This window comes from Lentibacillus halophilus (assembly GCF_055395055.1).
In genome coordinates this window covers 1,090,179-1,116,652 of the sequence record NZ_AP043750.1, presented here as the reverse complement: position 1 = coordinate 1,116,652, position 26,474 = coordinate 1,090,179, and the positions used below count along the sequence as shown (strand labels likewise).

Annotated in this window: 29 protein-coding genes; 4 read left to right on the top strand and 25 right to left on the bottom strand. The window is 43.2% G+C overall.

Going from position 1 to position 26,474, the window contains the following annotated elements:
• Nucleotides 1-106: 106 nt before the first annotated feature.
• The 6 genes from ACZ5Q7_RS05340 to ACZ5Q7_RS05315 all read right to left on the bottom strand — a co-directional run bounded on the left by ACZ5Q7_RS05340 (nucleotide 107) and on the right by ACZ5Q7_RS05315 (nucleotide 6,651).
• Nucleotides 107-1,531, bottom strand: a complete 1,425-nt coding sequence (locus ACZ5Q7_RS05340) for a LysM peptidoglycan-binding domain-containing protein (RefSeq protein ID WP_343750849.1) — start codon at nucleotides 1,529-1,531, stop codon at nucleotides 107-109.
• 116 nt (nucleotides 1,532-1,647) lie between these two features.
• Nucleotides 1,648-2,925, bottom strand: a complete 1,278-nt coding sequence (locus ACZ5Q7_RS05335; RefSeq protein ID WP_343751015.1) for a cytochrome P450 — start codon at nucleotides 2,923-2,925, stop codon at nucleotides 1,648-1,650.
• Nucleotides 2,926-2,999: 74 nt separating this feature from the next.
• Nucleotides 3,000-3,923, bottom strand: a complete 924-nt coding sequence (gene thrB / locus ACZ5Q7_RS05330; RefSeq protein ID WP_343750847.1) for a homoserine kinase — start codon at nucleotides 3,921-3,923, stop codon at nucleotides 3,000-3,002.
• Nucleotides 3,920-4,981, bottom strand: coding sequence for a threonine synthase (thrC, locus tag ACZ5Q7_RS05325; protein ID WP_343750846.1), 1,062 nt, complete (start codon nucleotides 4,979-4,981; stop codon nucleotides 3,920-3,922). The genes thrB and thrC overlap by 4 nt, the downstream gene beginning before the upstream one ends.
• Nucleotides 4,978-6,285: a homoserine dehydrogenase gene (locus ACZ5Q7_RS05320; RefSeq protein WP_343750845.1), complete on the bottom strand. Its 1,308-nt coding sequence runs from the start codon at nucleotides 6,283-6,285 to the stop codon at nucleotides 4,978-4,980. Before ACZ5Q7_RS05320 ends, thrC begins: the two co-directional genes overlap by 4 nt.
• 138 nt (nucleotides 6,286-6,423) lie before the next feature.
• Nucleotides 6,424-6,651: a hypothetical protein gene (locus ACZ5Q7_RS05315; RefSeq protein ID WP_343750843.1), complete on the bottom strand. Its 228-nt coding sequence runs from the start codon at nucleotides 6,649-6,651 to the stop codon at nucleotides 6,424-6,426.
• Nucleotides 6,652-6,870: 219 nt separating this feature from the next.
• Between ACZ5Q7_RS05315 and ACZ5Q7_RS05310 the strand changes: the two genes are divergently transcribed.
• Nucleotides 6,871-7,638 (top strand): DUF3891 family protein, encoded by a 768-nt coding sequence (locus tag ACZ5Q7_RS05310; RefSeq protein WP_343750841.1) that lies wholly within the window; start codon nucleotides 6,871-6,873, stop codon nucleotides 7,636-7,638.
• Nucleotides 7,639-7,659: 21 nt separating this feature from the next.
• On the opposite strand, the gene ACZ5Q7_RS05305 is transcribed toward ACZ5Q7_RS05310, so the two are convergent.
• The 11 genes from ACZ5Q7_RS05305 to ACZ5Q7_RS05255 all read right to left on the bottom strand — a co-directional run bounded on the left by ACZ5Q7_RS05305 (nucleotide 7,660) and on the right by ACZ5Q7_RS05255 (nucleotide 16,862).
• Nucleotides 7,660-8,391 carry an EcsC family protein gene (locus ACZ5Q7_RS05305; RefSeq protein ID WP_343750839.1) on the bottom strand — a complete coding sequence of 244 codons (732 nt, stop codon included), beginning with the start codon at nucleotides 8,389-8,391 and terminating at the stop codon, nucleotides 7,660-7,662.
• A complete protein-coding gene (locus ACZ5Q7_RS05300; protein ID WP_343750837.1) occupies nucleotides 8,388-8,624 on the bottom strand; it encodes a hypothetical protein in 237 nt (78 codons plus the stop codon). Before ACZ5Q7_RS05300 ends, ACZ5Q7_RS05305 begins: the two co-directional genes overlap by 4 nt.
• Nucleotides 8,625-8,769: 145 nt before the next feature.
• A complete protein-coding gene (locus ACZ5Q7_RS05295) occupies nucleotides 8,770-11,598 on the bottom strand; it encodes a UPF0182 family membrane protein (RefSeq protein WP_343750835.1) in 2,829 nt (942 codons plus the stop codon).
• 130 nt (nucleotides 11,599-11,728) lie between these two features.
• Nucleotides 11,729-12,181, bottom strand: coding sequence for a YndM family protein (locus ACZ5Q7_RS05290; RefSeq protein WP_343750834.1), 453 nt, complete (start codon nucleotides 12,179-12,181; stop codon nucleotides 11,729-11,731).
• A 124-nt stretch (nucleotides 12,182-12,305) separates the two neighbouring features.
• Nucleotides 12,306-12,653, bottom strand: coding sequence for a bacillithiol system redox-active protein YtxJ (gene ytxJ / locus ACZ5Q7_RS05285; protein WP_343750833.1), 348 nt, complete (start codon nucleotides 12,651-12,653; stop codon nucleotides 12,306-12,308).
• 105 nt (nucleotides 12,654-12,758) lie between these two features.
• Nucleotides 12,759-13,166, bottom strand: a complete 408-nt coding sequence (locus tag ACZ5Q7_RS05280) for a secondary thiamine-phosphate synthase enzyme YjbQ (protein WP_343750832.1) — start codon at nucleotides 13,164-13,166, stop codon at nucleotides 12,759-12,761.
• 13 nt (nucleotides 13,167-13,179) lie between these two features.
• Nucleotides 13,180-13,863, bottom strand: a complete 684-nt coding sequence (locus ACZ5Q7_RS05275; protein ID WP_343750831.1) for an RluA family pseudouridine synthase — start codon at nucleotides 13,861-13,863, stop codon at nucleotides 13,180-13,182.
• Nucleotides 13,864-13,938: 75 nt separating this feature from the next.
• On the bottom strand, nucleotides 13,939-14,505 hold the full coding sequence (locus ACZ5Q7_RS05270; RefSeq protein WP_343750829.1) for an NADPH-dependent FMN reductase: 567 nt from the start codon (nucleotides 14,503-14,505) through the stop codon (nucleotides 13,939-13,941).
• A 132-nt stretch (nucleotides 14,506-14,637) separates the two neighbouring features.
• Nucleotides 14,638-15,663, bottom strand: a complete 1,026-nt coding sequence (locus ACZ5Q7_RS05265) for a TolB family protein (RefSeq protein WP_343750828.1) — start codon at nucleotides 15,661-15,663, stop codon at nucleotides 14,638-14,640.
• 3 nt (nucleotides 15,664-15,666) lie between these two features.
• The gene (locus tag ACZ5Q7_RS05260) at nucleotides 15,667-16,542 is read right to left on the bottom strand and encodes a permease prefix domain 1-containing protein (RefSeq protein ID WP_343750827.1); all 876 of its coding nucleotides are present in this window, start codon (nucleotides 16,540-16,542) and stop codon (nucleotides 15,667-15,669) included.
• Complete coding sequence (locus ACZ5Q7_RS05255; RefSeq protein WP_343750826.1) at nucleotides 16,539-16,862, bottom strand: PadR family transcriptional regulator; 324 nt, start codon at nucleotides 16,860-16,862, stop codon at nucleotides 16,539-16,541. Before ACZ5Q7_RS05255 ends, ACZ5Q7_RS05260 begins: the two co-directional genes overlap by 4 nt.
• 111 nt (nucleotides 16,863-16,973) lie before the next feature.
• Here ACZ5Q7_RS05255 and ACZ5Q7_RS05250 point away from each other — a divergent pair, with 111 nt between their 5' ends.
• Together ACZ5Q7_RS05250 and ACZ5Q7_RS05245 are read left to right on the top strand one after the other, a co-directional pair.
• On the top strand, nucleotides 16,974-17,183 hold the full coding sequence (locus tag ACZ5Q7_RS05250; RefSeq protein ID WP_343750825.1) for a hypothetical protein: 210 nt from the start codon (nucleotides 16,974-16,976) through the stop codon (nucleotides 17,181-17,183).
• Nucleotides 17,184-17,426: 243 nt separating this feature from the next.
• Nucleotides 17,427-17,783 carry a DnaJ family domain-containing protein gene (locus ACZ5Q7_RS05245; RefSeq protein WP_343750823.1) on the top strand — a complete coding sequence of 119 codons (357 nt, stop codon included), beginning with the start codon at nucleotides 17,427-17,429 and terminating at the stop codon, nucleotides 17,781-17,783.
• Between the two features lie 155 nt (nucleotides 17,784-17,938).
• Here the strand turns inward: ACZ5Q7_RS05245 and ACZ5Q7_RS05240 are convergent, their stop codons facing one another.
• Nucleotides 17,939-19,417 (bottom strand): SulP family inorganic anion transporter, encoded by a 1,479-nt coding sequence (locus ACZ5Q7_RS05240; RefSeq protein WP_343750821.1) that lies wholly within the window; start codon nucleotides 19,415-19,417, stop codon nucleotides 17,939-17,941.
• 264 nt (nucleotides 19,418-19,681) lie between these two features.
• Here ACZ5Q7_RS05240 and ACZ5Q7_RS05235 point away from each other — a divergent pair, with 264 nt between their 5' ends.
• Nucleotides 19,682-20,098: a universal stress protein gene (locus ACZ5Q7_RS05235; protein ID WP_343750819.1), complete on the top strand. Its 417-nt coding sequence runs from the start codon at nucleotides 19,682-19,684 to the stop codon at nucleotides 20,096-20,098.
• A gap of 89 nt (nucleotides 20,099-20,187) precedes the next feature.
• Here ACZ5Q7_RS05235 and ACZ5Q7_RS05230 read toward each other — a convergent pair whose 3' ends face one another.
• The 7 genes from ACZ5Q7_RS05230 to ACZ5Q7_RS05200 all read right to left on the bottom strand — a co-directional run bounded on the left by ACZ5Q7_RS05230 (nucleotide 20,188) and on the right by ACZ5Q7_RS05200 (nucleotide 26,449).
• Nucleotides 20,188-20,733 (bottom strand): LOG family protein, encoded by a 546-nt coding sequence (locus tag ACZ5Q7_RS05230; RefSeq protein WP_425542331.1) that lies wholly within the window; start codon nucleotides 20,731-20,733, stop codon nucleotides 20,188-20,190.
• Between the two features lie 171 nt (nucleotides 20,734-20,904).
• Entirely contained in the window at nucleotides 20,905-21,792 is an 888-nt protein-coding gene (locus ACZ5Q7_RS05225) for a TIGR01777 family oxidoreductase (protein ID WP_343750818.1), read from the bottom strand.
• Nucleotides 21,789-22,178, bottom strand: coding sequence for a thiol-disulfide oxidoreductase DCC family protein (locus ACZ5Q7_RS05220; RefSeq protein WP_343750817.1), 390 nt, complete (start codon nucleotides 22,176-22,178; stop codon nucleotides 21,789-21,791). Before ACZ5Q7_RS05220 ends, ACZ5Q7_RS05225 begins: the two co-directional genes overlap by 4 nt.
• A 24-nt stretch (nucleotides 22,179-22,202) precedes the next feature.
• Nucleotides 22,203-22,523 carry a YbjQ family protein gene (locus ACZ5Q7_RS05215; RefSeq protein WP_343750815.1) on the bottom strand — a complete coding sequence of 107 codons (321 nt, stop codon included), beginning with the start codon at nucleotides 22,521-22,523 and terminating at the stop codon, nucleotides 22,203-22,205.
• Nucleotides 22,504-22,725, bottom strand: coding sequence for a hypothetical protein (locus ACZ5Q7_RS05210; protein WP_343750814.1), 222 nt, complete (start codon nucleotides 22,723-22,725; stop codon nucleotides 22,504-22,506). The genes ACZ5Q7_RS05215 and ACZ5Q7_RS05210 overlap by 20 nt, the downstream gene beginning before the upstream one ends.
• 473 nt (nucleotides 22,726-23,198) lie before the next feature.
• Entirely contained in the window at nucleotides 23,199-25,001 is a 1,803-nt protein-coding gene (gene glmS, locus ACZ5Q7_RS05205; protein ID WP_343750812.1) for a glutamine--fructose-6-phosphate transaminase (isomerizing), read from the bottom strand.
• 548 nt (nucleotides 25,002-25,549) lie between these two features.
• Nucleotides 25,550-26,449: a cation diffusion facilitator family transporter gene (locus ACZ5Q7_RS05200; protein WP_343750811.1), complete on the bottom strand. Its 900-nt coding sequence runs from the start codon at nucleotides 26,447-26,449 to the stop codon at nucleotides 25,550-25,552.
• Nucleotides 26,450-26,474 lie beyond the last annotated feature (25 nt).

Sequence of the window (26,474 nt, the reverse complement as noted above, 5' to 3'; positions counted from 1 at the left end):
CCGATCACAATGATGGCTTTTTTAAAAAGACGACAGACACAACCCGATATGGTATTGATGCTGGTCGACAACACGTGACCAAAACCTTTGAAACGGTACAACCGCTTCAAAGGTTTTCAAATTTCCGGACGTTAATGTTACGTTGCAATACCGGCCAATTTTGAGGAAATGGCATACCAAGCACCCAATAACTCACACCTCTTAGGCCGTATGTCATCACCGTATCGTACTTCGCTTGAACGCTTCGGGCATCTTCAAACCATACTTCATGTTTCTGTCCGTCTTCATCTACATAACTGAAAAATGGGGATTGGGCCGTTTCATCATATTGAATGGTTGCACCATACTTTCGCGCCAACTGCACAGCCGCTTTGGGACTGACAGTGTCAGCTAATGTTCCTTCTTCCCATGGCACATTCCAGTCTCGCCCGTATAATGGCATACCCATCATAATTTTGTTCCGCGGAATCACGGTTACAGCATAGTCCAACACATCCCTGACTTTATTAATCGGGGCTATGGCACGTGGTCTTCCGCCAGCCCAACCCCATTCGTACGTCATCAATATAACAAAATCCACAATCTCCCCATGTGCCTGATAATCATGAGCCTCATACAGAAGTCCTTGCTGCTGTGCACTTTCTTTCGGTGCTAACGCGGTTGATACCAGAAATCCTTCTGGATGGAGTTCTGATACAACACGTCTCAAGAAATTATTATAATTTTCACGGTCTTCCGGATAAACATATTCAAAATTAAAATTGACTCCGGCATATCCTTTGTCACGCATCGTCTTTATTAGGTTGGTAACCAATGATTCCTGCGCATCCGGATTACGTAATAACGCCGCTGCCAAATCCGAACTCATTTCACCTTGTGAAAAATTGGTCACGACCATCATGGGAGACACATTATTTGCTTTGGCTGCCTCCAGTACTGTCTGATCCTGCAGTTGAGTAAGCGTTCCATTTTCTTTTACACTGTATCTGAATGGAGACACGTAAGTAAGATATCTGCCAAGCATCATTACTTCACTCTGCCCCTGTTCATTCAATTGTGTCATATATGCATTGGTCTCTGCGACTGATCCGGAAGCAAGCGGTATCTTGATTGTTTGACCTGGAAAAATCAATCCGGACGTTCCCACATTATTAGCCGAAGTAATGTGTTCAACACTGACGCCATACTGTTGAGCAATCTCCCATATAGATTCACCTTCCCGAACGGTATGTGAAATATATGGATTTGTCAGCATCTGTCCGACGTATATCAGTGAAGGATGGGCGATGTTGTTCGCTTCTGCAAGTTCCTGAACAGTCACCCCGAATATCTGAGCGACCGACCATAAGTCATCGCCGGGCTGTATGACATAGTCACGTCCTGGCTCTGGAATAACCAATGATTGGCCGACTACAAGCGTATCAGGATTATCCATCAAGTCATTCAGCAAAGCAATCTGATGACTATTTGACCCGTAATTTTGTGCTATTTTCCATATTGAGTCTCCGCGCTGCACGACATGTATACGCATCGTTCTTTCCCCCAATTTGCATGTTGCTTACCATCCTATTCAATGGGTGATTGCCTCGTAACCATTTGGGGGATTTTTTAATTTAAAGCCGTTCATCCATTGTTCTCAACACACTTTTATTTACTTGTGACACCATTGATAATAAAGCGACTTTTCGGCATGGATGGTATTCGTGTCATGCTGAAACGCAAATCCTGCTTCGGCACATAATAATCCATTCGTTTCGCCAGAAATTCCAAACTTACCTTCATTATTTCAATCGTTACCCATTCTCCGGCACAACGGTGTCCCATTGCATAATCACCCCCACCTTGTGGGATGAAATCAAATGGGCTGCCTTGCCAATCCTTGAAACGTTCCGGTCTGAATTCATCCGGCATATCCCATAAATCAGGGTCATGATTTGTCCCGTAAATATCAAGCAAAGTAAGCGTTCCTTTTTTAAAATGGTATCCGGACCACATAAAGTCATTGTGCACCCTTGCACCTAAAAATGGTCCGAATGGATAATACCGTCGAACTTCCTGAACAAACATCTGATTGTAGTCATCGCCCTCTGTCACCAATTTTTGTTGTGTTTCCGGAACGTTATGCATCGCCAGTGCTCCAAATGTTACATAACGACCGATTGCCACGATTGGTCTCAATATATTAAGGAGTTCCACTGCTGCCACTTTAAGATTCAGCCGATTTCCCTGTAAATCCCGGTGCCAGGCCATAGCGTATAAAGCTGTATTTTCGTTTGGATGGTACTCCCCATTACGAACCTGATTTATAATTGTTCTAATCCATTGTTCACTACGATTACGAGCAGCTCTTCCTCGCCAGTGTCTTGGGCCGATCGCTCCAAATGCATCAATCATGGCTGAGAGGTCATTGGTTCGCTGATTGAGTTCCTTCGCCCATAACGGTACACCAGCCCATGTACAAGCAATCCGGCACATGATTTTTTCCGCTTCCTGAAACAAAACAACTTTCCGACGTTGCTCCCAGTCAGCTGCTGCAATTGCCCATTGTCTTTCGGTTATATCTTTCAAGTCGTTGATCCGATCAGACGTCATAAATGACATAAACAGCTGTTTTCGGTGTTTATGTGCCGATCCATCCATTCCTTGTACACCTTTTTTGCCGAATAATGTTTTTTTAACCCGCTCCGGAGCAACACCTTTACGCTTAAATTTGGTTTCATCGTAAAATATCTGCGCGGCTTCTTCTCCACCCATACAAATCACGTTTTCTCCAAGTAATCTCGTTTGAAAAATATCCGATCCAAACCTTTTACGTCTGTTTCCAATGTAATTATAACCTTCCAATAACATGTTACATGTATGGTCCAAACCTTTTTCGTGCGGTATTGACAATTTTTTCACCTCCCCGGTATATATCTGATCCATGAATAACATTTTCTTTCTCAAAAAAATTATTCACTCGCCCGGAATAAAAAAAGCCACTAAACAGTCTACACTGTTTAGTGGCTCTTACCGGTATATTGCCGGGAATGGATAGGTGTTATTTGCGTTCCTGCCTGATCAATGGTGAGCAGCTTCATAACATGTTCGGAAAATAGTTTTTCCAGCCGATGCATACTGGTGCCCGCTTCTCCTTTTGGAAAAAGGGAAAGCATCGTTGGCCCCGCTCCACTGATCACAGTTCCAAAGGCGCCGTTTCGGCTGGCATGTTCTTTTATATCCCTATAGTGCGGAATTAAATCGGCCCGGTATGGTTCATGGAATAAATCTGCTTCCATCATTTTACCGGCCAACGCTAAATCGCCGGACAAGAGTGCTGCAATCAACACATTGCTCACAGAACTAGCTTTCGTGGCATCCGCTCTCGGAAATGTCTTCGGCAAGACCTGTCGCGCTGCTTCCGTTTTTAAATCGTCGGCGGGAATATACACGATCACATCTGCAGCTATATCAGAGATGCGTACCCACTGAACAGTGCCATCAACCACCGTTGTAGCGGCCAAACCGCCGAAAAGCGCCGGTGCAATATTATCCGGGTGACCTTCGATGTCGTTGCCGAAAGCAAGTTTTTCATCCGGCGACAGTGACAATTCGCACAACTGATCAGCCAGTTCAATGCCGGCAATGATGGCTGATGCGCTGCTGCCGAGCCCACGGGCCAATGGAATATCGCTATTTATGACCAATTTACATGCCGGAAGTTTTCGATGATAGCGTGCCGCTGTTTGACGAGCAATTTGAAGAATATAATTATCCTCCACCTTTTCATCAGCGGAAAGATGCTCGGATCGTTGCTCAATCTCCCATTTGCCGGTATCCCATACGTCTACTGTCAAATAGAGATTAAGTGCAACCCCAAGAGAATCAAACCCCGGACCTATATTTGCTGAGCTGGCCGGAACGCTTATCCGGAAAGACTTCATACATTCACCAGCTTCCGGATATAGTCGGTCACCTTGGCTTCATCATTCGGCAGGGTTACTGTCGTTGTATCCAGCTGATCAATCGCTGTCTGCGGATCTTTCAAGCCATTCCCCGTCAGAACAGATACAACCTTGGACTGTTGTGGTATTGTGCCATTTTCAAATTGTTTGATAACCCCGGCAATAGAGGCGCAGGAAGCAGGCTCAGCAAATACGCCTTCCTTTTGGGCTAGACGTTTATAAGCATCCCCGATTTCTTCATCCGTAACGGAATCAATTGTTCCATTAGACTCTTCTCTGGCCTGCAATGCAATTTCCCAGCTTGCCGGGTTGCCGATTCGTATAGCGGTAGCAATGGTCTCCGGTTCAGTAACGATGTGTTTATTCACGATCGCTGCGGCACCTTCCGCCTCAAATCCTAATAGTCGAGGCAAACCGGTATTCTCCATTTGATTGTATTCTTTAAACCCTTCCCAATAAGCCGTGATATTCCCGGCGTTACCAACCGGAATAGACAGGAAATCCGGTGCAGTCCCAAGTTGATCACAGACTTCAAAAGCTGCTGTCTTTTGACCTTCCCGTCGATACGTATTCACTGAATTAACCAGTGTTACTGGATCTGTTTCAGTTATTTTACGAACAATTTTCAGCGCATCATCAAAATTGCCATCGATCTCCACAATCGAGGCACCGTACATCATGGCCTGAGCTAGTTTGCCGAGTGCGATTTTCCCTTTTGGAATAACAATAATTGCTTGCAGACCAGCTCTGGCCGCATATGCTGCTGCGGAGGCTGATGTATTCCCCGTAGAGGCACAGATTACAGCATCGCTCCCTTCCTCCTTTGCTTTGGCAACGGCCAAAGCCATGCCTCTGTCTTTAAATGAACCGGTTGGGTTTATGCCTTCTACTTTACCGTACCACTCAATACCCCACTCTTCGGAAAGGGTAGGAAAATAGATAAGCGGTGTATTGCCTTCAAGAAGAGACAGCTCAGGCGTCTTATCCGTTACCGGCAAATGTTCTCTGTAATGTTTGATTAAGCCTTGCCATGTCATGCTTCAGCATCTCCTTCTACTTTGTAAAAGCTTTTAATCGCCTCTACCTGGTCCAGTGTTTCAAGTCTTTCCAAGGCGTCGTACATATTCTGAAGCGATGTGTTGTGTGTTATAACGACAACCTCTGCTATTCCGCTTTCTTCCGACGGGTTTTGAAGAATTTGTTTGAAACTGATGTTGCCTTCATTAAAGAGGGCAGAAATGCGTGAAAACACACCAGCTTCATCCGTTGCATGGAACCGGACATAGTATTCGCCAAAACGCTGTTCAGCCGTTTTCAACCGTTTTTCAAATCGCGGCTCCACGAATTGACCACCGGTAACACCCCGATGCATATTCTTGATGACTGCAACCACATCGGACATAACAGCTGCTGCAGTCGGCATGCTTCCCGCACCGGCTCCATAAAACATAGCTTCTCCAACGGCCTCTCCGTACACATAAACGGCATTGTATTCGTTTTTGACATCGGCCAACGGATGTTCTTTGGAAATGAGCGCCGGCTGAACGTTTACTTCCACCCGTTCACCATCAAAATCGGCGAAACCTATCAATTTCATAGTGAATCCTAAACTGTCACCATATTGCAAGTCTGCTGCTTCCACCTCTTCAATCCCTGTCATTTCCACATCCTCAAGGTTCACATAGGTGGAAAAAGCGAGTCGTCCAAGAATGGCCATTTTTCTTGCGGCATCCAAGCCTTCAACGTCCGATGCAGGATCCGCTTCGGCAAAACCACGATCTTGCGCTTGCTTCAATGCATCGTCATAGCTGAGACCTTCCTGACTCATTTTCGTCATTATGTAATTGGTCGTGCCATTGACAATGCCTAATAATTGCTCAATATGATCAGAGGCAAACCCATCCGTTATTCCGCGAAGAATAGGAATTCCACCGGCAACACTTGCTTCATAGTATAAGTCACAATTGTTCTCTTCAGCGGCCTCATGCAGTTCCCCGCCATGAAGTGCAACAAGATCCTTATTGGCTGTCACAACATGCTTTTTGGAAGCAAATGCTTTCAGAATAGATTCACGCGCTTCTTCTATACCTCCCATTACTTCGACAACAACGTCAATTTCCGGGTCATCGAGAATGGCATCTGCATCCGCTGTCAGCGTAATGCCATTCATATCAGCACCGATATCCCTCACTTTATCCGGATTACGAACGAGAGCACTCTTCACCCGGACACCGCATCCGAGCTGATGCGACAATTTCTCCTGATGCTTTTCAATAAGATTAACGACACCGGAGCCAACAACACCGACGCCCAATAGTCCAACTGCTACACTATCCTGCACATCATCACCCCATCAACTAATAAATAATATTTGGTTTATTTAAACACGAAAAAAAGCGTGTGGCAATAGTCAATTTCCCCATTCTTGCAAGGGCTGCCATTATTTAAAGCGATGATCACCCTCCGTTATTGATCGCCATCAGCTCATAATGGACAGAAGTTGTTTGTTCCGATCCTGCCGCTCCTCATATGAAGCAAGATCATACTTTTTCAAAAGGTGGAAAAGTGTGTTCAATGTTTCTTGTGTCAGCGTATGTTCCAAAAACCGATCCATATTTGCACTGATTTCCACCGGCAAAAAATCCTTTTGGTTATTCAGCTTAGTAACGACATCATCATGCGAATGATCGATCGGACAATTTTCCAAGTGATCCGCCTCCTTTATTATTCGCTTGTCCTCCTATAATAACACAAAAAAGCTCGTCCAAGCAGTATTAGTTGACGCTCTTTTCGAAAATGTATTACACTCATTCTAATTCAAATGACGTGAGTTACGAATTAATGAAGGAAGAGGATGTATTTTAGTTCGGAATGACATATATGGTATCAAATGGAATACGGACATGAATGAAAGGGGAGAGTGCTGATGATCGTCAGAGAACGGCCGAATGACTTTGTAATGATCGAACAGGATAACCATGCCCAGGCCTCCGGTGACATGATGATCCAATGGAAAAATGATTTATTTCCTGGACTGCACTGGCGTCCATCTGTGGAACATGCCATCCGCCAGCACGACGTTGGTTGGAAATCATTTGATCAACAGCCGTTTTGGAATGACCAAAAACAGGCCCCTTACACTTTTATTGATTTTCCGCCTATCCCCAAGACCATCCTTTATAAACAGGGTATTGACGAGGTGGAACGCGACGATACGTATGCAGCCATATTGTGCAGTGAGCATTATAAAGGCTTTATGGAGCAGGAACAGGGAGAAGCGGCACGGGAGTTTGTTCAACAGGAGGAACAACGGCAGCAGCGGCTTATGACAATGCTAAAAGACTGGAACAGCACATGGTTCCATAATCATTACGCATTCCTGCAACTCGCCGACAGCTTATCATTATATGCCTGTTTAAATGAACCCGGTGTCAGTAAAGAACAGGAGCACCCTTTTTTCAAAGATGGAATACCACTTTCTGCAAAACTGGACGGGATTAGTCATAGCAAAATAAAAGCTCATTGGCTCGATCAACAGACTGTTGCGCTCGAACCATTTCCCTTTCACCAACCGGTCGATATTGCCCTGCCGCAAAAAATAGTATCCAAAAAAGATATAGACGCCAAAGGTTTAATAAAAAGCTATGAAAATACCCCGTTTCATAATATCCACTTACGCTTAACGGCTCAATAATTCAAAACCCGCGTTGCTCTCTCAATAATCGTAATCTTGCGACGGGAAAACTAATAGACGCATTCGATACGCATTCATCGCTGTTTCTCCCAGCGTATCCATTAAGTTATGATTGGCGTAAGCGCCTGCGAGCGCGCCGAAGCCGGGGATCAGCTGCAGTAGTTTAATGACGTCCATATAATCCCGATACTCCTGCTGGAACATCCGCCAATCCATGTCGGCAAGATTTTTCTTTTCAAATTCCCAGTTTTCCATAGTATGGAAAACTTCTCTCCGATGTTTATCACTGGAAAAGGCAAGCTGGAAGATGTGGAGAAGGAATAGACGCTCCTCGTATTGTCGCGTATCAAATCCGTATATCGCCGCTGCTTCAAATAAGAATTTCATTTTAATAGACAAAAGCAGCGGAAAATCTGCAATGCCCAGGAAAAAGCCACCCGCACCAGTTCCTGCTCCTTCTGCAACAGCTGTTTTCCGGTACGAAGCGCACTTTTCCTTAAGCCACGTATCTTTATCGAACAGACTTGAGGCAGCTGCTGCTTTTTTGTTTGTTGTCATTTCCGAGCCGGTTAACGTTGCTTTCACCATGCTTTTTATGCTTGCAGTTATCATACTGTGAACTTTCTCAGGGATCATATCATTGACTTTTGTCTGCGTCTTTTTGGATAGTTGCTTGAAAAGTCCTGACCGCTTCAACACGTTTCGTCGCCATCTTATCAACTCATGATACACTGTTTGCTCATAGTTATTCATGTTGATGTTTCGCTCCAATCATAAACAAAATGCGAGTCGTGACAGACAAGGGTGACTAAATAGCCGGACGGTTTACCAGCTTGAAATATCATTTCACTTTCAGCATATGTCTTGATTCTACTTGTCCGGGTTAACTCAGCCTGTTCTTGATGGTCCAAGTGATTGAAGATCGGTACCATTGAGACACAAAGTTTCTGTGATGACTGATTGCATGCCAGATTATCACCGTTCACATGCCCATCTCCCCCGCACCCGTTTCTTTCATTATAACAAAAAGGACAGCCAATCATTGTCTCTTTGTTTGTTTTTTTTGGAATGATCAACTAATTCCTGTGTAAAAACGGGATGAGCCACAGCCCATCCCGTTTCTTAGTGCTATTATTCTGTTTCGTTGGTTGCATCGCTATTGTTAGGGTTGTTATTGTTTCCGGATGACTGCTGGTTATCGGAAGGTTCCGGTTGATCCGGCGTTTGTTTTTTCTCCAGCATACCTTCCAGTTCATCCATAATTTCAGCAGCTTCCTGCCAGTTGCCTTCTGATAATGCTTGTTTATAAGCCTTAAACTTATCAGAGAATTCCTTCAACTGTTCTTCAGCATCGAGAATCGGCTTCGATGAGTCCGGCGTATCATCCGGTTTGTCGTCTTCCTGATCTTCATCATCTTCCATGCCAGGATCCACCTTCTTCAATATCTTCTCAAGCGCCTGATCGAAGTTGGCATCCATAACAATCTGGTCTTCATAAGCAACGACAACCCGTTTTACTTCCGGCAGCGATGTTTCATTATTTGATTCGATGTAGATTGGCTCCACATACAGAACCGTGTCTTCAATCGGTATAGCAAGCAGATTTCCCCGTATCACTTCTGATCCGCCCTGGGACCATAAGTTCAATTCCTGTGAAATTTCACTATCCTGATTAATGCGGTTCTCAATTTGCTGAGGACCGTATATGTTCCGTTGTTTCGGGAACCGGTAGACGAACATATCCCCATAATTCTCGCCATCATTGCGTACGCCCATCCAAGCGATCATGTTTTGTCTGTTTTTTGGTGTATACGGGATCATCAGGATAAATTCTTCCTCTTCCTGATCCGGCAATTTCAAAGTCGTATAATATGGTTCCATCTCCGTATCTTCGTTGAAATATTTTTCCGTTGGGAACTGCCAAAAGTCTTCCCGGTTATAGAATACTTCCAAATCGGACATATGGTACGTCCCATACATAGAAGCCTGGACAGTGAACAGCTTCTCAGGATATCGAAAATGGGCTTTAATGTCGTCAGGAATGTCTTCAGTAAACAAATCCGGGAATATATTTTTGAATGTTTGCATCAATGGATCATCAGGATTGGCCATGTAAAAATTCACTTCACCTGTATAAGCATCCACGGACACTTTCACCGAATTCCGGATGTAGTTGGTCTGTCCTTGAAATGATTCCGAATATGGGTAGTTTTCTGCACTCAAATAAGCATCAAGCATCCAGACGACAGTTCCATCATCACGAACCACTAGGTATGGATCCTTATCATATGTGAAGAACGGTGCAATACGATTCACACGATCCATAATATTTCTGGTGGCCAAAAGCTGACTGTCACTTGTTACTTGATCCGAAATTAACATACGGAATGTTCCCTCATTCAAGGCAAAGAGAAGTCGATTGATTCCACTTAGTGGGATACCAGTGTCCGCTTTAAACTTGGTATCTACGTTCTCATCGCCTGATGGGTAGTCAAACTCCTCCACCTCACTATTGACAATAACATTCTTATACGGTTCTTCACCGAAGTAAAGTTGTGGTCGACTGACATCCAAATCGCCTTCAGGGGGCAAGTTTTTCAACATATATTTCGGCTGCCCTTGTGCCGTCACTTGATTAACATGGCTCATCGCCATCCCGTAACCATGCGTATACCGCAAATTCTGGTTGACCCAAGTCTTTGCCTGGCTTGGAAGATCTTTTGTATTCAACTCTCTTGCACCCAGAAATACTTGCTCATAATTACCATCAACCTGGTAACGGTCAATATCGACATCATTGAACTCATAGTAAGTTCGGAACGTTTGCAATTGATTGTAAACGTCCAACAATGGCCGTGAGTCATTCATCCGCACATTATCAATGGTGCCGCTGTTACGTTCAACCATTTCCTTACTCAGAGAATGGTTGCCGGGATGCTGCTCTTCTGCAATGCTATCCAAGTCATATGCGGCTTTAGTATAGGATAAATTATCCTCCAAATAAGGTTTTTCTTTTGAAAACTCATTTGGTGAAACAATGAAATTCTGCACAACAACCGATGCGCCCTGTCCAATAACGGCAAGCCCTATGTAGGCAATAATGGGGATCATAACAGATCGTAATCGCCCCCGGATCAGAGCAACGATCATCCAAACAGCCATTATAATCGCCACTGCCGCCAACACATAAGACTTGGGGATATTAATGACGTCATCGGTGTAACTCAAACCGGTCACAACGCTTTCCTGGAACAAGTTCACCTGGTTCGTTGACAATGTTCCGAATGGCTGTAAAACATGATAGCCGGCTAAAAATAACCCAATGAAACCAAGAGTCACTCCCAGATGCAGTTGCGCGGAACGACTCACTCGATACATATGAAAAACCGAATAAGCACCAATTTGCACCAACAGGAAAAAGATAGCTAATCCAAGCAGAACGAACACGACGAAATTTAAAAACGGAAGGACATAAACATAAAACGATATATCCATGTTAAAGTAAGGATCTGTCTTTCCGAATGTAACATGGTTGATAAATTTCAACATTCGTTCCCAGCCAATGCCCTGTATAACACTGCTTCCGAATAAGCCTACCAATGCAGAAATGGCTAACATGATCAGCATAACGGGCTTCCATCTCAGCAGGATCGGCGGCAACTGACTTGAATCAAAATGTTTTATGTACGATCGCCGAATCCAATACAACGTTATGAATGTGCCTACTGCAAACAACACAAATCCTGAAACACCTAAAAGAATTTTGCTTGTCAAAACGGTCGTGAACACACTCGCATAGTTGAGCGTATCCATCCAAATATAATCAGTTATAAGTCCGATACTGAAAAAAATGACAATCAAAGCCAGGATAAGAGCAAGTACCAGATAACCAATCCAATTCCACTTTTTATTAAATGTTTTTTTTCGGCCGCTACCGGAACCCCCATCAAAAATTTCCACTATTTTTCCTCTCCCTTTGCATCCATAAGGCTCTTTCTTCCTATCATACATGACTCTTGCCAAGAATGAAAATAATAATTATTTTTTATTCAGATAACAAAGGTCACGATGATCACAAAGGCCAAGCTATTCACAAATGGTCGTGTCGGTTTTCATTTTTATCGAATTCAAACTCCTCAGCAAATTCTGTCTGCATCCGACCAGTGTCCGGTGATGGTTTCGCTCCACCTTCGTTGTCTTCTTCCGTTTTTTCTTCTATATACGTATGGATAAATGGTTCACAACATGCAATGAAAAAAGCCGCTATCAACGAAATGCTCACCAATGGAATACTGGCTTCAATAAGCAGTGACCCCAATAACCAAAGAACAAAAAATGCCAGCGGAAAATCAACGATTGATGCTGTAACATTGCCAAAACGCCGGAGTATCAATAAATCGCCAACAAGAAACGTAACCCCCGTTAGCAGTATACTGATCCAAAATAAGTTCATCAGATTAGCATAATAAAATATCCCAAATAATGATAAAACGGTGATGCCAATTGCAATTGCTTTTATCCCAAGTGTTTTTAAATAAATCATAACCATGACACACCCTTTCTTATTCAATCAGTCATAGTGTGTCGAAATGGGACGCATTTATACTTGAACAGGGAAGTGATGCTTGCGTATACCAATGGTTAAGACTGGTAAGAATATCGCACGGTTACCTTGCCCGTTGCATGGCACCGGCAATCGCGTCAGCGGTTATATTCGAATGCGAAGTGTGCCATAGCACTCCCTTGTTCCGGATCAGAAAAACCTGTGGCGACTCATGTTTCACGCCGGTATCCTCCGCTAGTTGATTGGATATATCCCGGTTTTCAATCACCTTAATCACATAGCTATTCAGATCGTTTCCCGCTGACTCAAGAAACGTTTGATACTGTTCAAACGCAGTGGCGCTGATCGGGCACGTTGTACTGTGTTTGAACACCAATACCGGTTCTTCCACAGAATGCTCCCACGCCTGTGTTAATTCCTGATTCGACTGAAGCTCGTTTAATTCAGTCATGTTAATCACTCCATTCTTTTCTGTTCTGCAGACACCGCAGTGTCGATATTCCTTTTCATTTATCAACGAAACAGCAGTGACTTCATTTAGATTGTCTTGCTTTCCTTATCCTTTTACAACTTTAACATGAACGGTTCTCGTTCGTGGTCCGTCAAATTCGCAAAAATAAACACTCTGCCACGTGCCAAGTACAGGACGGCCTTCTGCTATTATTAACGTTTCACTTGCTCCGATAACCGATGACTTCATATGACCATCCGAGTTGCCTTCCATGTGAATGTAAGCCGGTTTATTCGGAAACGTTTCGTCAAGCCCATGTTTCAAGTCCGTTTTAACATCCGGGTCAGCGTTTTCATTGATGGTGATGGCCCCGGTTGTATGCGGACAATAGACGACCATGATGCCATCACGTACACCGGTTTCACCAAGAACGTCGTCCACATAGCGGTCTAGATTGACGAAAGCCTGTTTTTCATACGTTGAAATCGTGAATGAATGAAGCGTTTCTGCCACGATACCATCTCCTTTATTGGGAATAATCGTTCCATAAGTTCCACGGATGTACCCCAGGCGGCAACGAATTAGCTGAGGTCATATCCTTTGTCGTCGGATGCTCCACGGACAATGTATGAGACCATAAAGCAATCTGCTGTCCGGGGCGGTTCACATCCTGCCCGTATTTTTGATCGCCATATATAGGGCAGCCGATAGATGCAAGCTGAACGCGAATCTGATGCGGCCTTCCAGTATGAAGTTTAACGGAAAGCAGCGAAAAGCCATTCGTTTTTCCGATAACTTCATAAGCCAACACTGCTTTTTTCGCCTGTTTTTGTTTTGGTGAAACCTTATGCACTTTGTTTTCCCGCTTATCTTTCCATAAATAATCCTCCAGCAATGCCTGATCTTTTGAAGGACTGCCTCTGACAACAACCAAATAGTGTTTATCAAAGGCACCTCTTCGCAAGGCATCGGACAGACGTGACGCGGCCTTAGAGGTTTTGGCAAAAACCATCACACCACCAACCGGACGGTCCAAACGGTGAACAAGTGCCAAGTAGACATTACCCGGTTTTTGGTAACGGACTTTGATATCTTCCTTTAGCATCGTCAATACGTCTTTATCACCGGTGCTGTCTTCCTGTACAGGAATATTGATCGGTTTTTCAACGATAAGCAAATGGTTATCTTCATAAAGGACCGGAATCGTCATCTTACAGCAAACCTTTCATTCAATCGTGTTGATTTATCAAACATTCTACCATTTACGGAATTAATTTATTTTAAACTAAAATGGGAATGCCGATCCTTTTGACCTGGTGATCTCGCAAAGCACATTGATTCCATAAACCATTTCATCGGCAAGCCTGTTAAGTCTGTTACATGCATCTTCGTCGACAATTTCTTTTTGGTAATAATGCTTTTCTTCCACAAATACATACTTTGGAATAATAACGGCCTTCATGTAGGATAAAATCGGCTTCAACTGATGTTCTGGTACCAGATAATGTCTGCCGGATCCCGCCGTTGCAACAATACCTGCAACTTTACCTTGAAAAGCATCGCCCGGAAGTAAATCGAATAAATTTTTCAACGTTCCTGGGATCGATGCTTGAAATATCGGCGTTCCAATAATGCACGCATCCGCTTCCATCACTTTCTGCAATACCTCTTTGGTATCACCTGTATAATCCCGATAATCCCGGCCATCGCTGAATACAAGCTGATACGCACTTAAATCAATAAATTCCGTCTCTATTTCTTCATTGCGCCGGTCAATGGTACTTAAAATATGTTTAACAGCAATACGTGTTTTTGATCCAATAATCGATCCGGATATGCCAACCACTTTCAAAACCGCTTCCTCCTCAACGCTGTCTAGTGACTCATTGTTCATATCTTATGACTACTATTGTACACAAAAATCGTTTAAAAGACAGCTATTTGAACTGGGAGAAACGTTTTTTCAATAATCAGCAGGGACATTTTATTGTCCCTTTTCCTTGGGCATTTCAATCGACACGCGATGGCGTTCTTCGCTATCCATGCTGACTTGCCAATAACTGTTGTCTGGTTCTCCCCCAGCGAAATTATTGTCAACGGTGACAATCAGCTTATCCTGATTATGAAAAAATACAGGATTTGTCACGTGTTCATAAAATGAGGTCATCTGCTTGGCCTGTTTTGTTTCCATATCCATTTTAAAGGCTTCATAGATGAACGTACCATTTTCGTCTTTCGTGGCGACACTGGTGAAAGCCATTTGCTTCCCGTCAGGCGACAGTGCTGGTGATGAAATAATACGAGAATCGGAAGCAAAATCACCCTCAGGGACAATCGTTTTTCCATGATTGCTGTCGATGGAGCGTACGACAAGTTGATCAGCCGATTTCTGACTCGTTCGATACATAAGCTGTTTTCCATCAGATGTCACCTCAAGTGATGACATGGTGTATGCCTTTTTGTCTGTAAGCTGCTCCGTCTCACCGGATGTCAAATCCATCCGGAAAATATCAAATTCATGCGGTCGTGCGCCGGTAATCGACGAATAACTCTTGAACACATCCGCTTTCAAAAAGTACAAAGACTGCCCATTCGGGGAAAACGCTGCTTCCGTTACATAGCCGTCTGCATTGATCCGCTGCTCTATCGTTTGCCTTTTACGGTTAAAAATGCGCAATTGATAGTACCGGCGCTCGTCAGTTTTCCATTTTTCAATAAAGGCAATTTGGTCACCGTCCGGAGAGAATGTCGGATTGCTATACGACTTCCCTTCCGCTGGTTTTTTAACAAGCTCAGCCTTACCACCGTCGACAGGAACAGTATATAATGCGCTATCATCACCATGAAAGTACGAAAAAACAAGTTCACTGTCATCCGGAGAAATATCGGTTTCCTGCCCAAAGCCCGTAAACCCTTCAGGTGCTTCAGCCAATGAACCGGTTCCCCACAGGACAAAGAATAAAAGAAGCATACCGATGATAAAACTGATATTTTTCATTTTTAGCGACATATCTTACAGCCACCTTCCAGGGATAAGAATCAGAACGGACAAAGGAACAGCGATAGACAACACTGAAAAACCAAATCCCGTCATCATAGAAATTAACGGTTTCCTTGCAATGTAACCCATTTGAAATTTATAAATGATAATCCATATCAGAATCGGAGTAACAGTCAAAAGGGCAAACAGGCTTCTCCCCATAGCGAAAAAATACGCCCAAAGAAAGAACAAACTCACACAAACGACAGCAATACCAAACAACAAATTCACTATATAGCTGGTCAACACAAGTCCGTGCTTTTGCTGTTTGTTATCTATCAGGTTGCTTGAAAAATACGAATTACGAATGATGGCAACGATCCCCATTCCGACCAGAAGCAGTGCATAAATACCGAATATGATGATCTGCCACTGGGATCCTTGTATGGTTAGAAGATTAATGCCATTCCAGATAACGTTAGCAAACAACGCTAAATGCAGCAGATAAAAATACCGTCCTGCAAACGAAATATTAATAGCAGCCAATGTAATAAGACTTCCGGTGAAAAACTGAATCGCAAGCCAAACGGGAATGGGATCATGCTGCAAAAACGCCGCATTCACAAAATAAAGTACACCAAACAAAATCGTCCCTATCCCCATCACATACAAAAGCCCGCGCTGGTATGGATACATTGCCTCCTGCAGCTGATGACCTGCGCTATTAGAATTTCCAAACTCCGCAATTGCCCGCTTTTCGGCCTGTTTTTCTGTCAAACCTTCATCCATATAATGCTGTTTCGCTTCCTCCAGGTGGTTGAGAAGCTCCTCCCACAATTCTTCCCTTTCACCATTGGCACTCTGTGTTTGTTCCAGCATTTTTTGAACATGCTTTTTCAGCCGGTTCATGATAGGTCCCCCGATGTCTTCGTAATGAGATTGTGAACACTGTTCCATTCATTCAACTTCTTTTCTAACTCTGCTTTCCCATCATCTGTTATCCGGTAATACTTCCGTCGTCCGTGATCTGTATCATACCAATAGGAATAAAGCCACTGTTTTTTCTCCATCCGTTTCAGTGCCGGATAAAGCGTTCCTTCTCCCATGTTATACAGTTGTTCACTTTTTTCTTTTAACACTTTTACCATTTCATAACCATACATATCTTTTCCATTCAGCAAATTAAGCAACAAAATATCAATGCTACCCTTCATAATTTCACGGTCCATTTTCCTATCACCTCTTCCATTATTGTATTACGATGTGCATCGTAATACAATGGTTAAACAGAAGTTATAAAAATCTCAATGCTACACAAGTTAAGTGGTGAGGTGAATAAAATGAAAAAACAACGTAAAAAGACATTTAATAAACCAACACAGGCCAATATGGACGGCGAATTAAGCGTTAGCGATGGACTGGATGCTAATCATCCTTTTAACGAAGAGGACAATCCTGCTGGCGATTCAGTGGATGAACATAAAGAACTGGAGGCCGCCAATGAATATATGGCTGAAAAACAGATATCACAAATAAACAATAATTCGTAGGTCTCAACGATCTTTCAAAGCCAATCAATCACAATACACTTCCTCAACACCATTTCATTCTGTGGTACAATAAGGTTATAAACGTGTACTATTTGGAAGAAATTAGCGTGAATTTTCCCGAGAAAACGAACGTAAGCGTAGAAGGATTTTATCATATGCGAGACGGGTTAATTTAAAGGACATTTTTGGTTGTTTAGCCGTGTACTGAATTGCCGTCAATTCAATTGAGGGGGGAGGTTGACTATGTACTTGATTGTAGAAGACAAAATTAGAGAATCCATTGAGAATGGTGACTTTGACAATTTGCCGGGGAAGGGGCAAAAACTCGATTTGCGGGATGAGCTCCCAGGTCTATCACCAGAACTTAATCAAGCATACAAAATGCTTAAAAATGCAGGATTCGTTCCGGATAACGAACAACATTCAGGCGAACGCACAACAACCGGGGATTTGATGACCTATGCCACTGGTGAAGAAGATACCAGTCTTACCAGAAAAAACAAACAGGTTGATGATTTCATTCAAAATCGAAAACTGCACCATAATCCAGTTTACCCATCCTACCGAAAAAAACTGTTAAAAAAACTGAGACGGGGATAGTGAATACTTTAGGCCGATACCATGAGACAGCTTCACCTTTGCTAAATACGTCGACGCATTTCCACATTATTTCCCGGGAAATGTGCAACGTTTTGACAAAAAATAAAAAAGCATCCAGATGCTTCAATCGAGCATGGATGCTTTTTTTTAAGTTATTATTCATTGATGACATCTTTCAGGTTCTCGGTTTTTGGACGAGTTGTCAGTTTTTCCAGCAGTTTATTACTTTCCTCATTCAACCCGCTTAATTGGACTTTCACACCGTTTTGTTCATATTTCATCACGACTTTATCAATCGCACCAACGGCTGAATCATCCCAAAGATGCGCGTGTGTTAAGTCTAATTTAACGTCTTCAACAAACTCGTTAAAATCAAAGCTTTCTACAAATTCCGTTACTGAAGCAAAAAACAATTGTCCTGATACGCGATAGACTTTTTTAGCAGCTGCATCGGACGCCAATTCAGTAACGTTTACTTTGGAAATTTTAGCTGCGAAGAAAATCGCACTTAAAATAATTCCGACCAAAACGCCTTTTGACAGATCATGTGTCAGCAAAACGGTGACGACGGTAGCTATCATAACTACTGTATCACTGAGCGGTGCTTTATGAATCGTCCTTAGCGATGACCACTCAAATGTACCAATGGACACCATAATCATGACACCGACCAGTGCAGCCATCGGAATTTTTACTAAAAAGTCGTTTAACAGCATGATTAATACCATCAGGAACACACCTGCTGTTAATGCAGACAGTCGGCCTCTTCCACCTGACTTCACGTTAATAACCGACTGACCAATCATCGCACAACCTGCCATGCCGCCAAAGAACCCCGATACCATATTCGCCATTCCTTGACCTTTGGCTTCCTTGTTTTTATCACTGGTCGAATCGGTCATATCATCGACAATGGACGCTGTCAGTAATGATTCCACAAGTCCTACAATCGCAATGGACAAAGAATATGGAAAAACAATTTGCAGCGTTTCGAAATTTAAAGGAATGTCCGGTATAAGGAAAAATGGCAACGCCTGTGTTAATTCTCCCATATCGCCTACTGTACGGACCTCGCTGCCTGTCATAATTGCGATAACGGTAACAGCAATGATTGCTACCAGTGGTGATGGGACGGCTTTTGTAAAGCGGGGAAGAATATAAATAATAGCTAACGCGCCGCCAACCATGGCATACATCGACCAGGACTCCCCTTTGAAATGGGTGAGCTGTGCGGTAAAAATCAAAATAGCCAGGGCGTTTACAAAACCGACCATAACCGAGCGCGGGACAAATTTCATTAAACGTCCAAGCTTGAGAACGCCCATTAAAATTTGCAATACCCCGGTTAAAATCGTAGCTGCCAGTAAGTATTGCAATCCATGCTCGGCGACCAATGTAACCATTAATAATGCTGTTGCACCTGTTGCTGCAGAAATCATACCCGGCCGTCCACCGACAAAAGCCGTAACAACAGCAATACAAAATGATGCATACAGTCCGACCATCGGATCAACACCGGCAATAATTGAAAAAGCAATCGCCTCAGGTATCAACGCCATTGCTACGACCATTCCAGCCAGAACATCACCTTTGATGTTGCCGAACCACGACGATTGAATGGTGTTACTGTTCATGAAGCACCTCTTTCTAATTTAGTATATGATGACTTTCAACTCTCATGAAAGTCGGGACCGTTGTGAACAAAACGTATTATATCTTGTTTTAAGGTATTTGTGAAGCCTTTGAAAACGTGATCATTATCATTTTCCTTTATTTTTCGTTTGGTTCCTTGTACATAATGCTTCATGGTCATACGTCATGCTATAATAGTTAAAATGTAAAAATAATTAAACTGTCATAACCCATCGTTTTAAAGTTGAGGCTGGAGGGAATATCTAATGTTTAAGAAGATTCTTTTAGCAGCGGACGGCTCAGAACACGCTATTCGCGCAGGGGAAAAAGCCATGGAACTGGCAAGCTACAACCAACATGCTCAAGTTGATATCATTTACGTCATTGACGAGAAGGACTCCAAAGAACAAGTCATTGATAACTGGGGAAAAGACACATCGCAAAAGCGTAAAGAAAAACTGGCAATGATTGAACAAAAAGCAAAGCATGCCAATATCACGTATGACGTGGTCTTTCTCCATGGCGAACCAGGACCCACCATCGTCAACTATGCCAATGACCATCAATACGATGTTGTTACCATAGGAAGCCGTGGATTAAATACACTGCAGGAAATGGTATTGGGGAGTGTCAGTCACAAGGTAGCTAAGCGCGTGGATTGCCCTGTCATGATTGTGAAATAAGCGTACAAAGATAATTAATTAATTAAAAGGTAAACGGCTTAAGCCGCTGCTCCAATGCAAACGTTCGTTCACCATTGTTATCAAACGTTTTAACAGTTGGCAGCACTTAATTTTATAATCAGAGATTCGGGCGATGCGTCTACAAGAGCAAGCGAACGATATGTTTCACCCAGAAATTGCTGATCGGCCATATGATTAAAAAGGGATATGAGAGGGTCATAATAATGGTTCGTGTTCAGGAGTCCAAAAGGTTTGTCATGGATCCCCAGCTGAGCTGATGTGAAGATTTCCATAAATTCCTCCAATGTCCCCGGCCCTCCCGGCAGAGCGATAAAACCATCCGCTAATTCGGTCATTTTTGCTTTTCGCTCCTGCATGGACTGGACAATATATAATTCCGTTAAATCGGGATGCGCCAATTCTCGGTCCTTTAACATCTCGGGAATTACGCCAATGGCTTGTCCACCGTTTTCCAGGGACGCATTAGCCACCGCTCCCATCAATCCGACACTTGAACCGCCGTACACAAGCGTTATCCCTTTTTTCGCCAATGCTTTTCCAAGCTGAACAGCTCCTTGTTTATATTTATCTGAAGCTCCTTCGCTGGATCCACAAAAAACAGCCAAACGTTCCATGAACATCCTCTCCAAACAGGTGTTAAATTGATGAACCTTTCAATAATCAGCCGATCAGTATAGACATAGCCGCTACAAGCACCCAAACTGTATTAAGCCATTATTTTTACATATTATCTAACACTGCCTTTCACTTTATAAGTTTGTTTATCGCGATTTTTTGGTAATGAATCATTCTTGCAGGATATCTTGCAACGACTGGTGAAGTGTTTCAAACGTAAATGTGTAACCTTTATTCAACAATTTTTCCGGAACAATCCAACGGCTTTTCAGTATCAATTCCGTTTCAGTCCTGATAAAGACAGCACCCATTTCAAGCAGCCATTTAGGGGAGGGCAGTCCCAGCGGTATAGTCATCACCGTTCGCAGTTCCCTCATCAGCTCTTGATTACTGACTGGGTTGGGGGCAGAACAATTAAACACACCACTGCAGTCACTTCTGTCCTTGAGAAAAAGAACAATCTGAAATAAATCTTCTATATGTATCCAGCTGAATGTTTGATTGCCCGTCCCCTGTGCACCGCCAAGCCCAAATTTAACTAAGTTCCGATAGGGAGTCATAACGCCGCCATTTTCACCTAACACAATCGCCGTGCGCAAAGCCATTTGTCTTGTTTCAGGCAAGTCAAAGCTAAAGAAGGTTTTCTCCCAATTGACAGCGACATCAACCGAGAATCCCGTACCAATCTCGCCATTTTCCTCTGTCATCGGACGATCCTCCGCATGTCGGTAAATGGTTGCTGTACTCGAATTCATCCAAACGTTAGGCGGGTTGTCACAAGATAAGATAGCTTCGCCAAGTATGCTGGTTGTTTCTAGTCTGGAATTCATAATGTCATTCTTATTTTTTTCGTTGTATCGGCAATTGACAGATTTACCAGCAAGATTGACTAAAAGCTCCGCGCCTTCCAATACGTCTATGATTGCTGACTCATCATTCCAGGAAATATAACTAGGATGCCGTGATATGATATGTACGTCATACCCTCGTTCCATAAATTGTTCTTTAAAATAGTTGCCGATGAATCCGGTTCCTCCTGCCAAAATCACTTTCTTCATAAAAATCGATCCCTCATTTCAGGAGATGGCAGCGAACAATTGTCTTTTTTCCCGAACCATTTGTACCTATTCTTTGCGATGACTGTATACAATGGATCACGTAACGGTTTTGGCACCACCAACAAGAGAAAGCATAATTTCCATAACCCTTTTAAATGTTTACAAATCCTTAGCGCTGCTGACGATTTAACGTAATAGTTACAGTCTGAAACATAAACCAGACTGTCGACGTCCGAAGGGGCATCCCATTTGTCTAAAATCCTTTGGCCGACATCACTCTGTATAGACGCAAATTTATAAACAGCTTTCTTATCTCTTTTTATAATGAACTGAACGCTCCGGTCACAAAAATGGCATTCGCCATCAAATAGAATGATGGGATTCATAGGGCAAAACCCCCGAGTTTAGAATTATCTCTTTTGAATATTGACCGCAGTTCCGTACACCAAAAGTTCTGCCGCCCCACTGGCAACCTGTGACGTGACAAAACGAACATTAACGACCGCGTCGGCTTCTAATTTTTCTGCTTCCTGAACCATTCGCTGTGTCGCCTTTTGTCTGGACTCGGTCAGCATTTCTGTATATTCCTTCATTTCTCCACCCACGACATTTCTGAAACCAGCGACAAGATCTTTTCCGACATTTTTTGCTTGAACAATATTGCCTCGAACCATTCCGTGCACTTCCGTTATGTCGGATCCAGGAACCGTTTCAGTATTGACTAAGATCATCTTGGTCTTCCTCCTTTTTTTCCTTTATTCTATCCTTTAAAACACCGATAAAAATGAAAAGAACAGCTAACACTGCGATGATAATGGAACTGATAAAAAGAATGAGACTGACGGATATATTAATTATAAAAAAGGATATGATATTCGATAAAATAAAGACAATGACAGCTGTCGGTATCAAAATAACTCCAAACCAAATCATAAGCTTCTCCTTTATTTAAAAATCCCAACCAAAAAACGCCCAACCGATAAAGTGAAACTTCATTCAGTGAGGGTTCCTTCCTCTCCACTGAATGTTAGTTGAACGAATCAGGAATATACGGGCTGTTTATCCACCACCTTTATGTATTTGGGTTAACGACGTTTAGAGGTGGGGGTATTACAGCCCGTTAATGCGTGATAAAGGCAGCAATAACCATGATCAGTACAGCCACTCTCAATATGGAGCCACCAAAACGCATAACTCACCCTCCCGGCACACATATGCATTTATAAACGATTCTAACAAAAGCGTGGATTGATTAAAACTTTCATAATTTTCAATCATATGATCAATGTACAGAGACGATTTTCTCTATATTTTTCCCTATCACAAACACCCCCTTCAGACCATATCCAAAGGGGGAAACATCGAAACTTTATTTCAAATCTGCATCAGCCATGCATAACATATATCTATTCCACCGTTACACTTTTGGCCAGATTTCGTGGTTTATCAACGTCACACCCGCGGTGCAGTGCTGCGTAATAGGCGAGCAGCTGCATTGGGACAACGCCGACTAAAGGCGTAAGCAGTTCATGGACATGCGGAATTACAAAGGCATCGGTATCCTGCTCTAATCCATGCATACTGATCACCATAGCATTGGCACCACGTGCAGCAACTTCCTGCACGTTGCTGCGGATAGAATCATTGACATTTTCCTGTGTTGCCAGTGCAATGACCGGAGTGTCCTCTTCAATCAAAGCAAGCGTTCCATGCTTCAATTCACCACCGGCAAAGCCTTCTGCCTGAATGTAGGAGATTTCTTTCAATTTCAGTGCTCCCTCCAAGCAGACAAAATAGTCTGTGCTTCTTCCGATGAAAAAGGCATTGCGCGTTGTTCCGAAGTTATCCCGGACAAGCTCGTCAAAGGTTTCTTTTTGATCTGTCAGTGACTCCATGGCATTGGCGGCGATGGCCAACTCCTGCATGGGGTCAAAATCCAGTGCAATTTCTTTAGCCCGAGCTGTATCCACTGCCAAAATGGCCAGCACAGCCATTTGTGCCGTATAGGCTTTGGTCGAAGCAACGGCAATTTCCGGCCCGGCGTGCAAGTTTAACGTATAATCCGCTTCACGAGAAAGAGTGGATCCTGGCACGTTCGTGATTGTCAGTGCCGGATGTCCCATTTCTTTTATTTGAACTAAAACGGAACGGCTGTCAGCTGTCTCGCCGCTTTGGGAAATGAACACAAATAATGGGCGATCCGACAGCAATGGCATGTTGTAAGAGAATTCACTCGCTACATGGACTTCAACCGGGATGTTAGACAGTTTTTCTATAAATTGCTTACCAACCAATCCTGCATGGTAACTGGTACCGGCTGCGATAATATAAACCCTGTCACATGTTTGCATCGCTCGCCGTATATCCCCGTCAAGTTTTAAATGATTATTCTCATCCTGATATTTTTGAATGATCTTGCGCATGACAAACGGCTGTTCATCTATTTCCTTTAACATAAAATGCGGATATGTGCCTTTTTCCGTGTCACGTACATCCATTTGAGCCGTAAACGGTTCGCGCTCAACAATGGAACCATCGAGTTTTTGAATTTCAGCCGCATGACGGGTTACAAGAACCATTTCCCGATCATTTATTTCCAGGTATTGGTCGGTTTCTTTTAATGTAGCCATCGAATCACTGGCAATCACATTAAAACCATCACCAAGACCGATCAGCAACGGACTTTTGTTTTTAGCAACAAACATCGTATCCTCATCTTCGGCATCAATAAGCCCAATAGCATACGAACCTTTCAGCATACGAATGGTTTCACGAAATGCCTCCACCGTGCTTTGCGTCTCGTCACAGTTTTTCTCCATCAGCTGTACAATAATTTCTGTGTCTGTTTTGCTGAGGAGTTCGGTATCAGGCAAGTATTCGTTTTTTAAATCAAGGTAGTTTTCAATGACACCATTATGAACAATGGTAAACCTTCCAGTTGCGCTTGTATGCGGATGGGCGTTTTCTTCGCTTGGCATCCCATGTGTCGCCCAGCGCGTATGGCCGATTCCCATTGTTGCGGTGCGTATATCCGGAACACGCTCACGCAATGCGGCAATGCGTCCTTTGACTTTAAAACGTTTCAATTCCTGATTATTCATAACGGCCATACCTGCTGAATCATAGCCACGGTATTCCAGTTTTTCCAAGCCGTTCAATAATATTTCTTTCGTATCATGTGCACCAATATAGCCTACAATTCCACACATATCGTTGTGTCCTCCTTGCGATGAAGGGACAACAAACGACCAACTATTTTTATAGGGGCGTATTGCTGCCCCTTTCTCGTGATTGTTTTGTATCCATCCTGCTTTTTCCTTGTACAACAAGTTGCCTCATTGTTTTCGGAAACAAGCATCACGATTGGGATGGGCAATCGGGAGGTATCCGCCGAAACATTCGATAACCTCCACCTCGTCAACTATTTTCCTCATCGATCTGAAAATAGTTCAGGCGCTTTTGAATCGTTCGTTAAAAACTACCCACCTTTCTTTGTTTGAATACATGCTGCCTCATTTAATGATAAACAGGCTTTTTAATTTTAATTGAAAAATGAGATCTTAGTCAATTATTTTTTTGCAATGGTTCTGTATGTCGTTAGTTTATGTTCCCAGCAAAAAATTGTTCACCCGGAATGGATTTTAGTACCATTGAAAAGAGTCAATTGTTACGAAAGCAGGAAAACATAACAGGCTGAAAACGATGGATGGGCTGTTGACCCATCCATATCTGTTTATTTTGCTAGATGCCATGACGCTCAGTCAGGTGAATAGGGGTTAATGTGAACCAGAACGTCATTGACATCATTATGGTCATGCATCAGTTTATTTTTTACATTTTTTGAGATATCGTGTGCATTTTCAACATCAAGAGAAGCATCCACACTAATTTTCAGGTCAACAACAACGTAAGAACCATGAACTCTTGCCCGTATTTCATCAATCTGCTTTACGCCTGACACATGTTGTGCCGTCAGAATGAACCGCCTGCTTTTTTCATCGTCAAGCACATTCTCCAACATCAAGTCAATGGATTCGCGTGCCATAGTATAGCCGAGGATGATAATAAGCAATGCCACCACAATACCAGCTATGGGATCGAGATATACGAGCTGACTCCAACCAATCCATTCCCCGATCATTGCCCCGCCGACGCCAAACAAAACACCGAGCGATGACAATGAATCCGAACGATGGTGCCAAGCGTCGGTCACTAATGCAGGACTATTGATTCGTTTTCCGAGCCGGTATTTGTATTGATAAAGCGCCTCTTTGGAAATAATAGAAATAGTAATCGCTATCAGGGCAATTTCTGTTGGTGCTGACGGTCGTTCACTCCAAAACACTTGGATGGATGACCAAGCAATTTCAAGTCCGGCCAGAATCAACATTATGGAGACAATGATGGCTGCCACATTTTCTGCCTTCCCGTGTCCATAGGGATGTTCTTTGTCCGGTGGCTTATCCGCATACCGTATACCGGCAAGAACAGCTATCGAACTGACAACATCTGAGGCGGAATGGGCCGCATCAGCAATCAAAGCCCGGCTTCCTGATACCCATCCGGCTATACCTTTTATTACAGCCAATAGCACATTCCCGGCAATACCCACCCAAGAAGCCGTTTGTGCCTTACGATTGCGTTGTTTCTGATCCATTACCCATATACCCCCTACACACGAA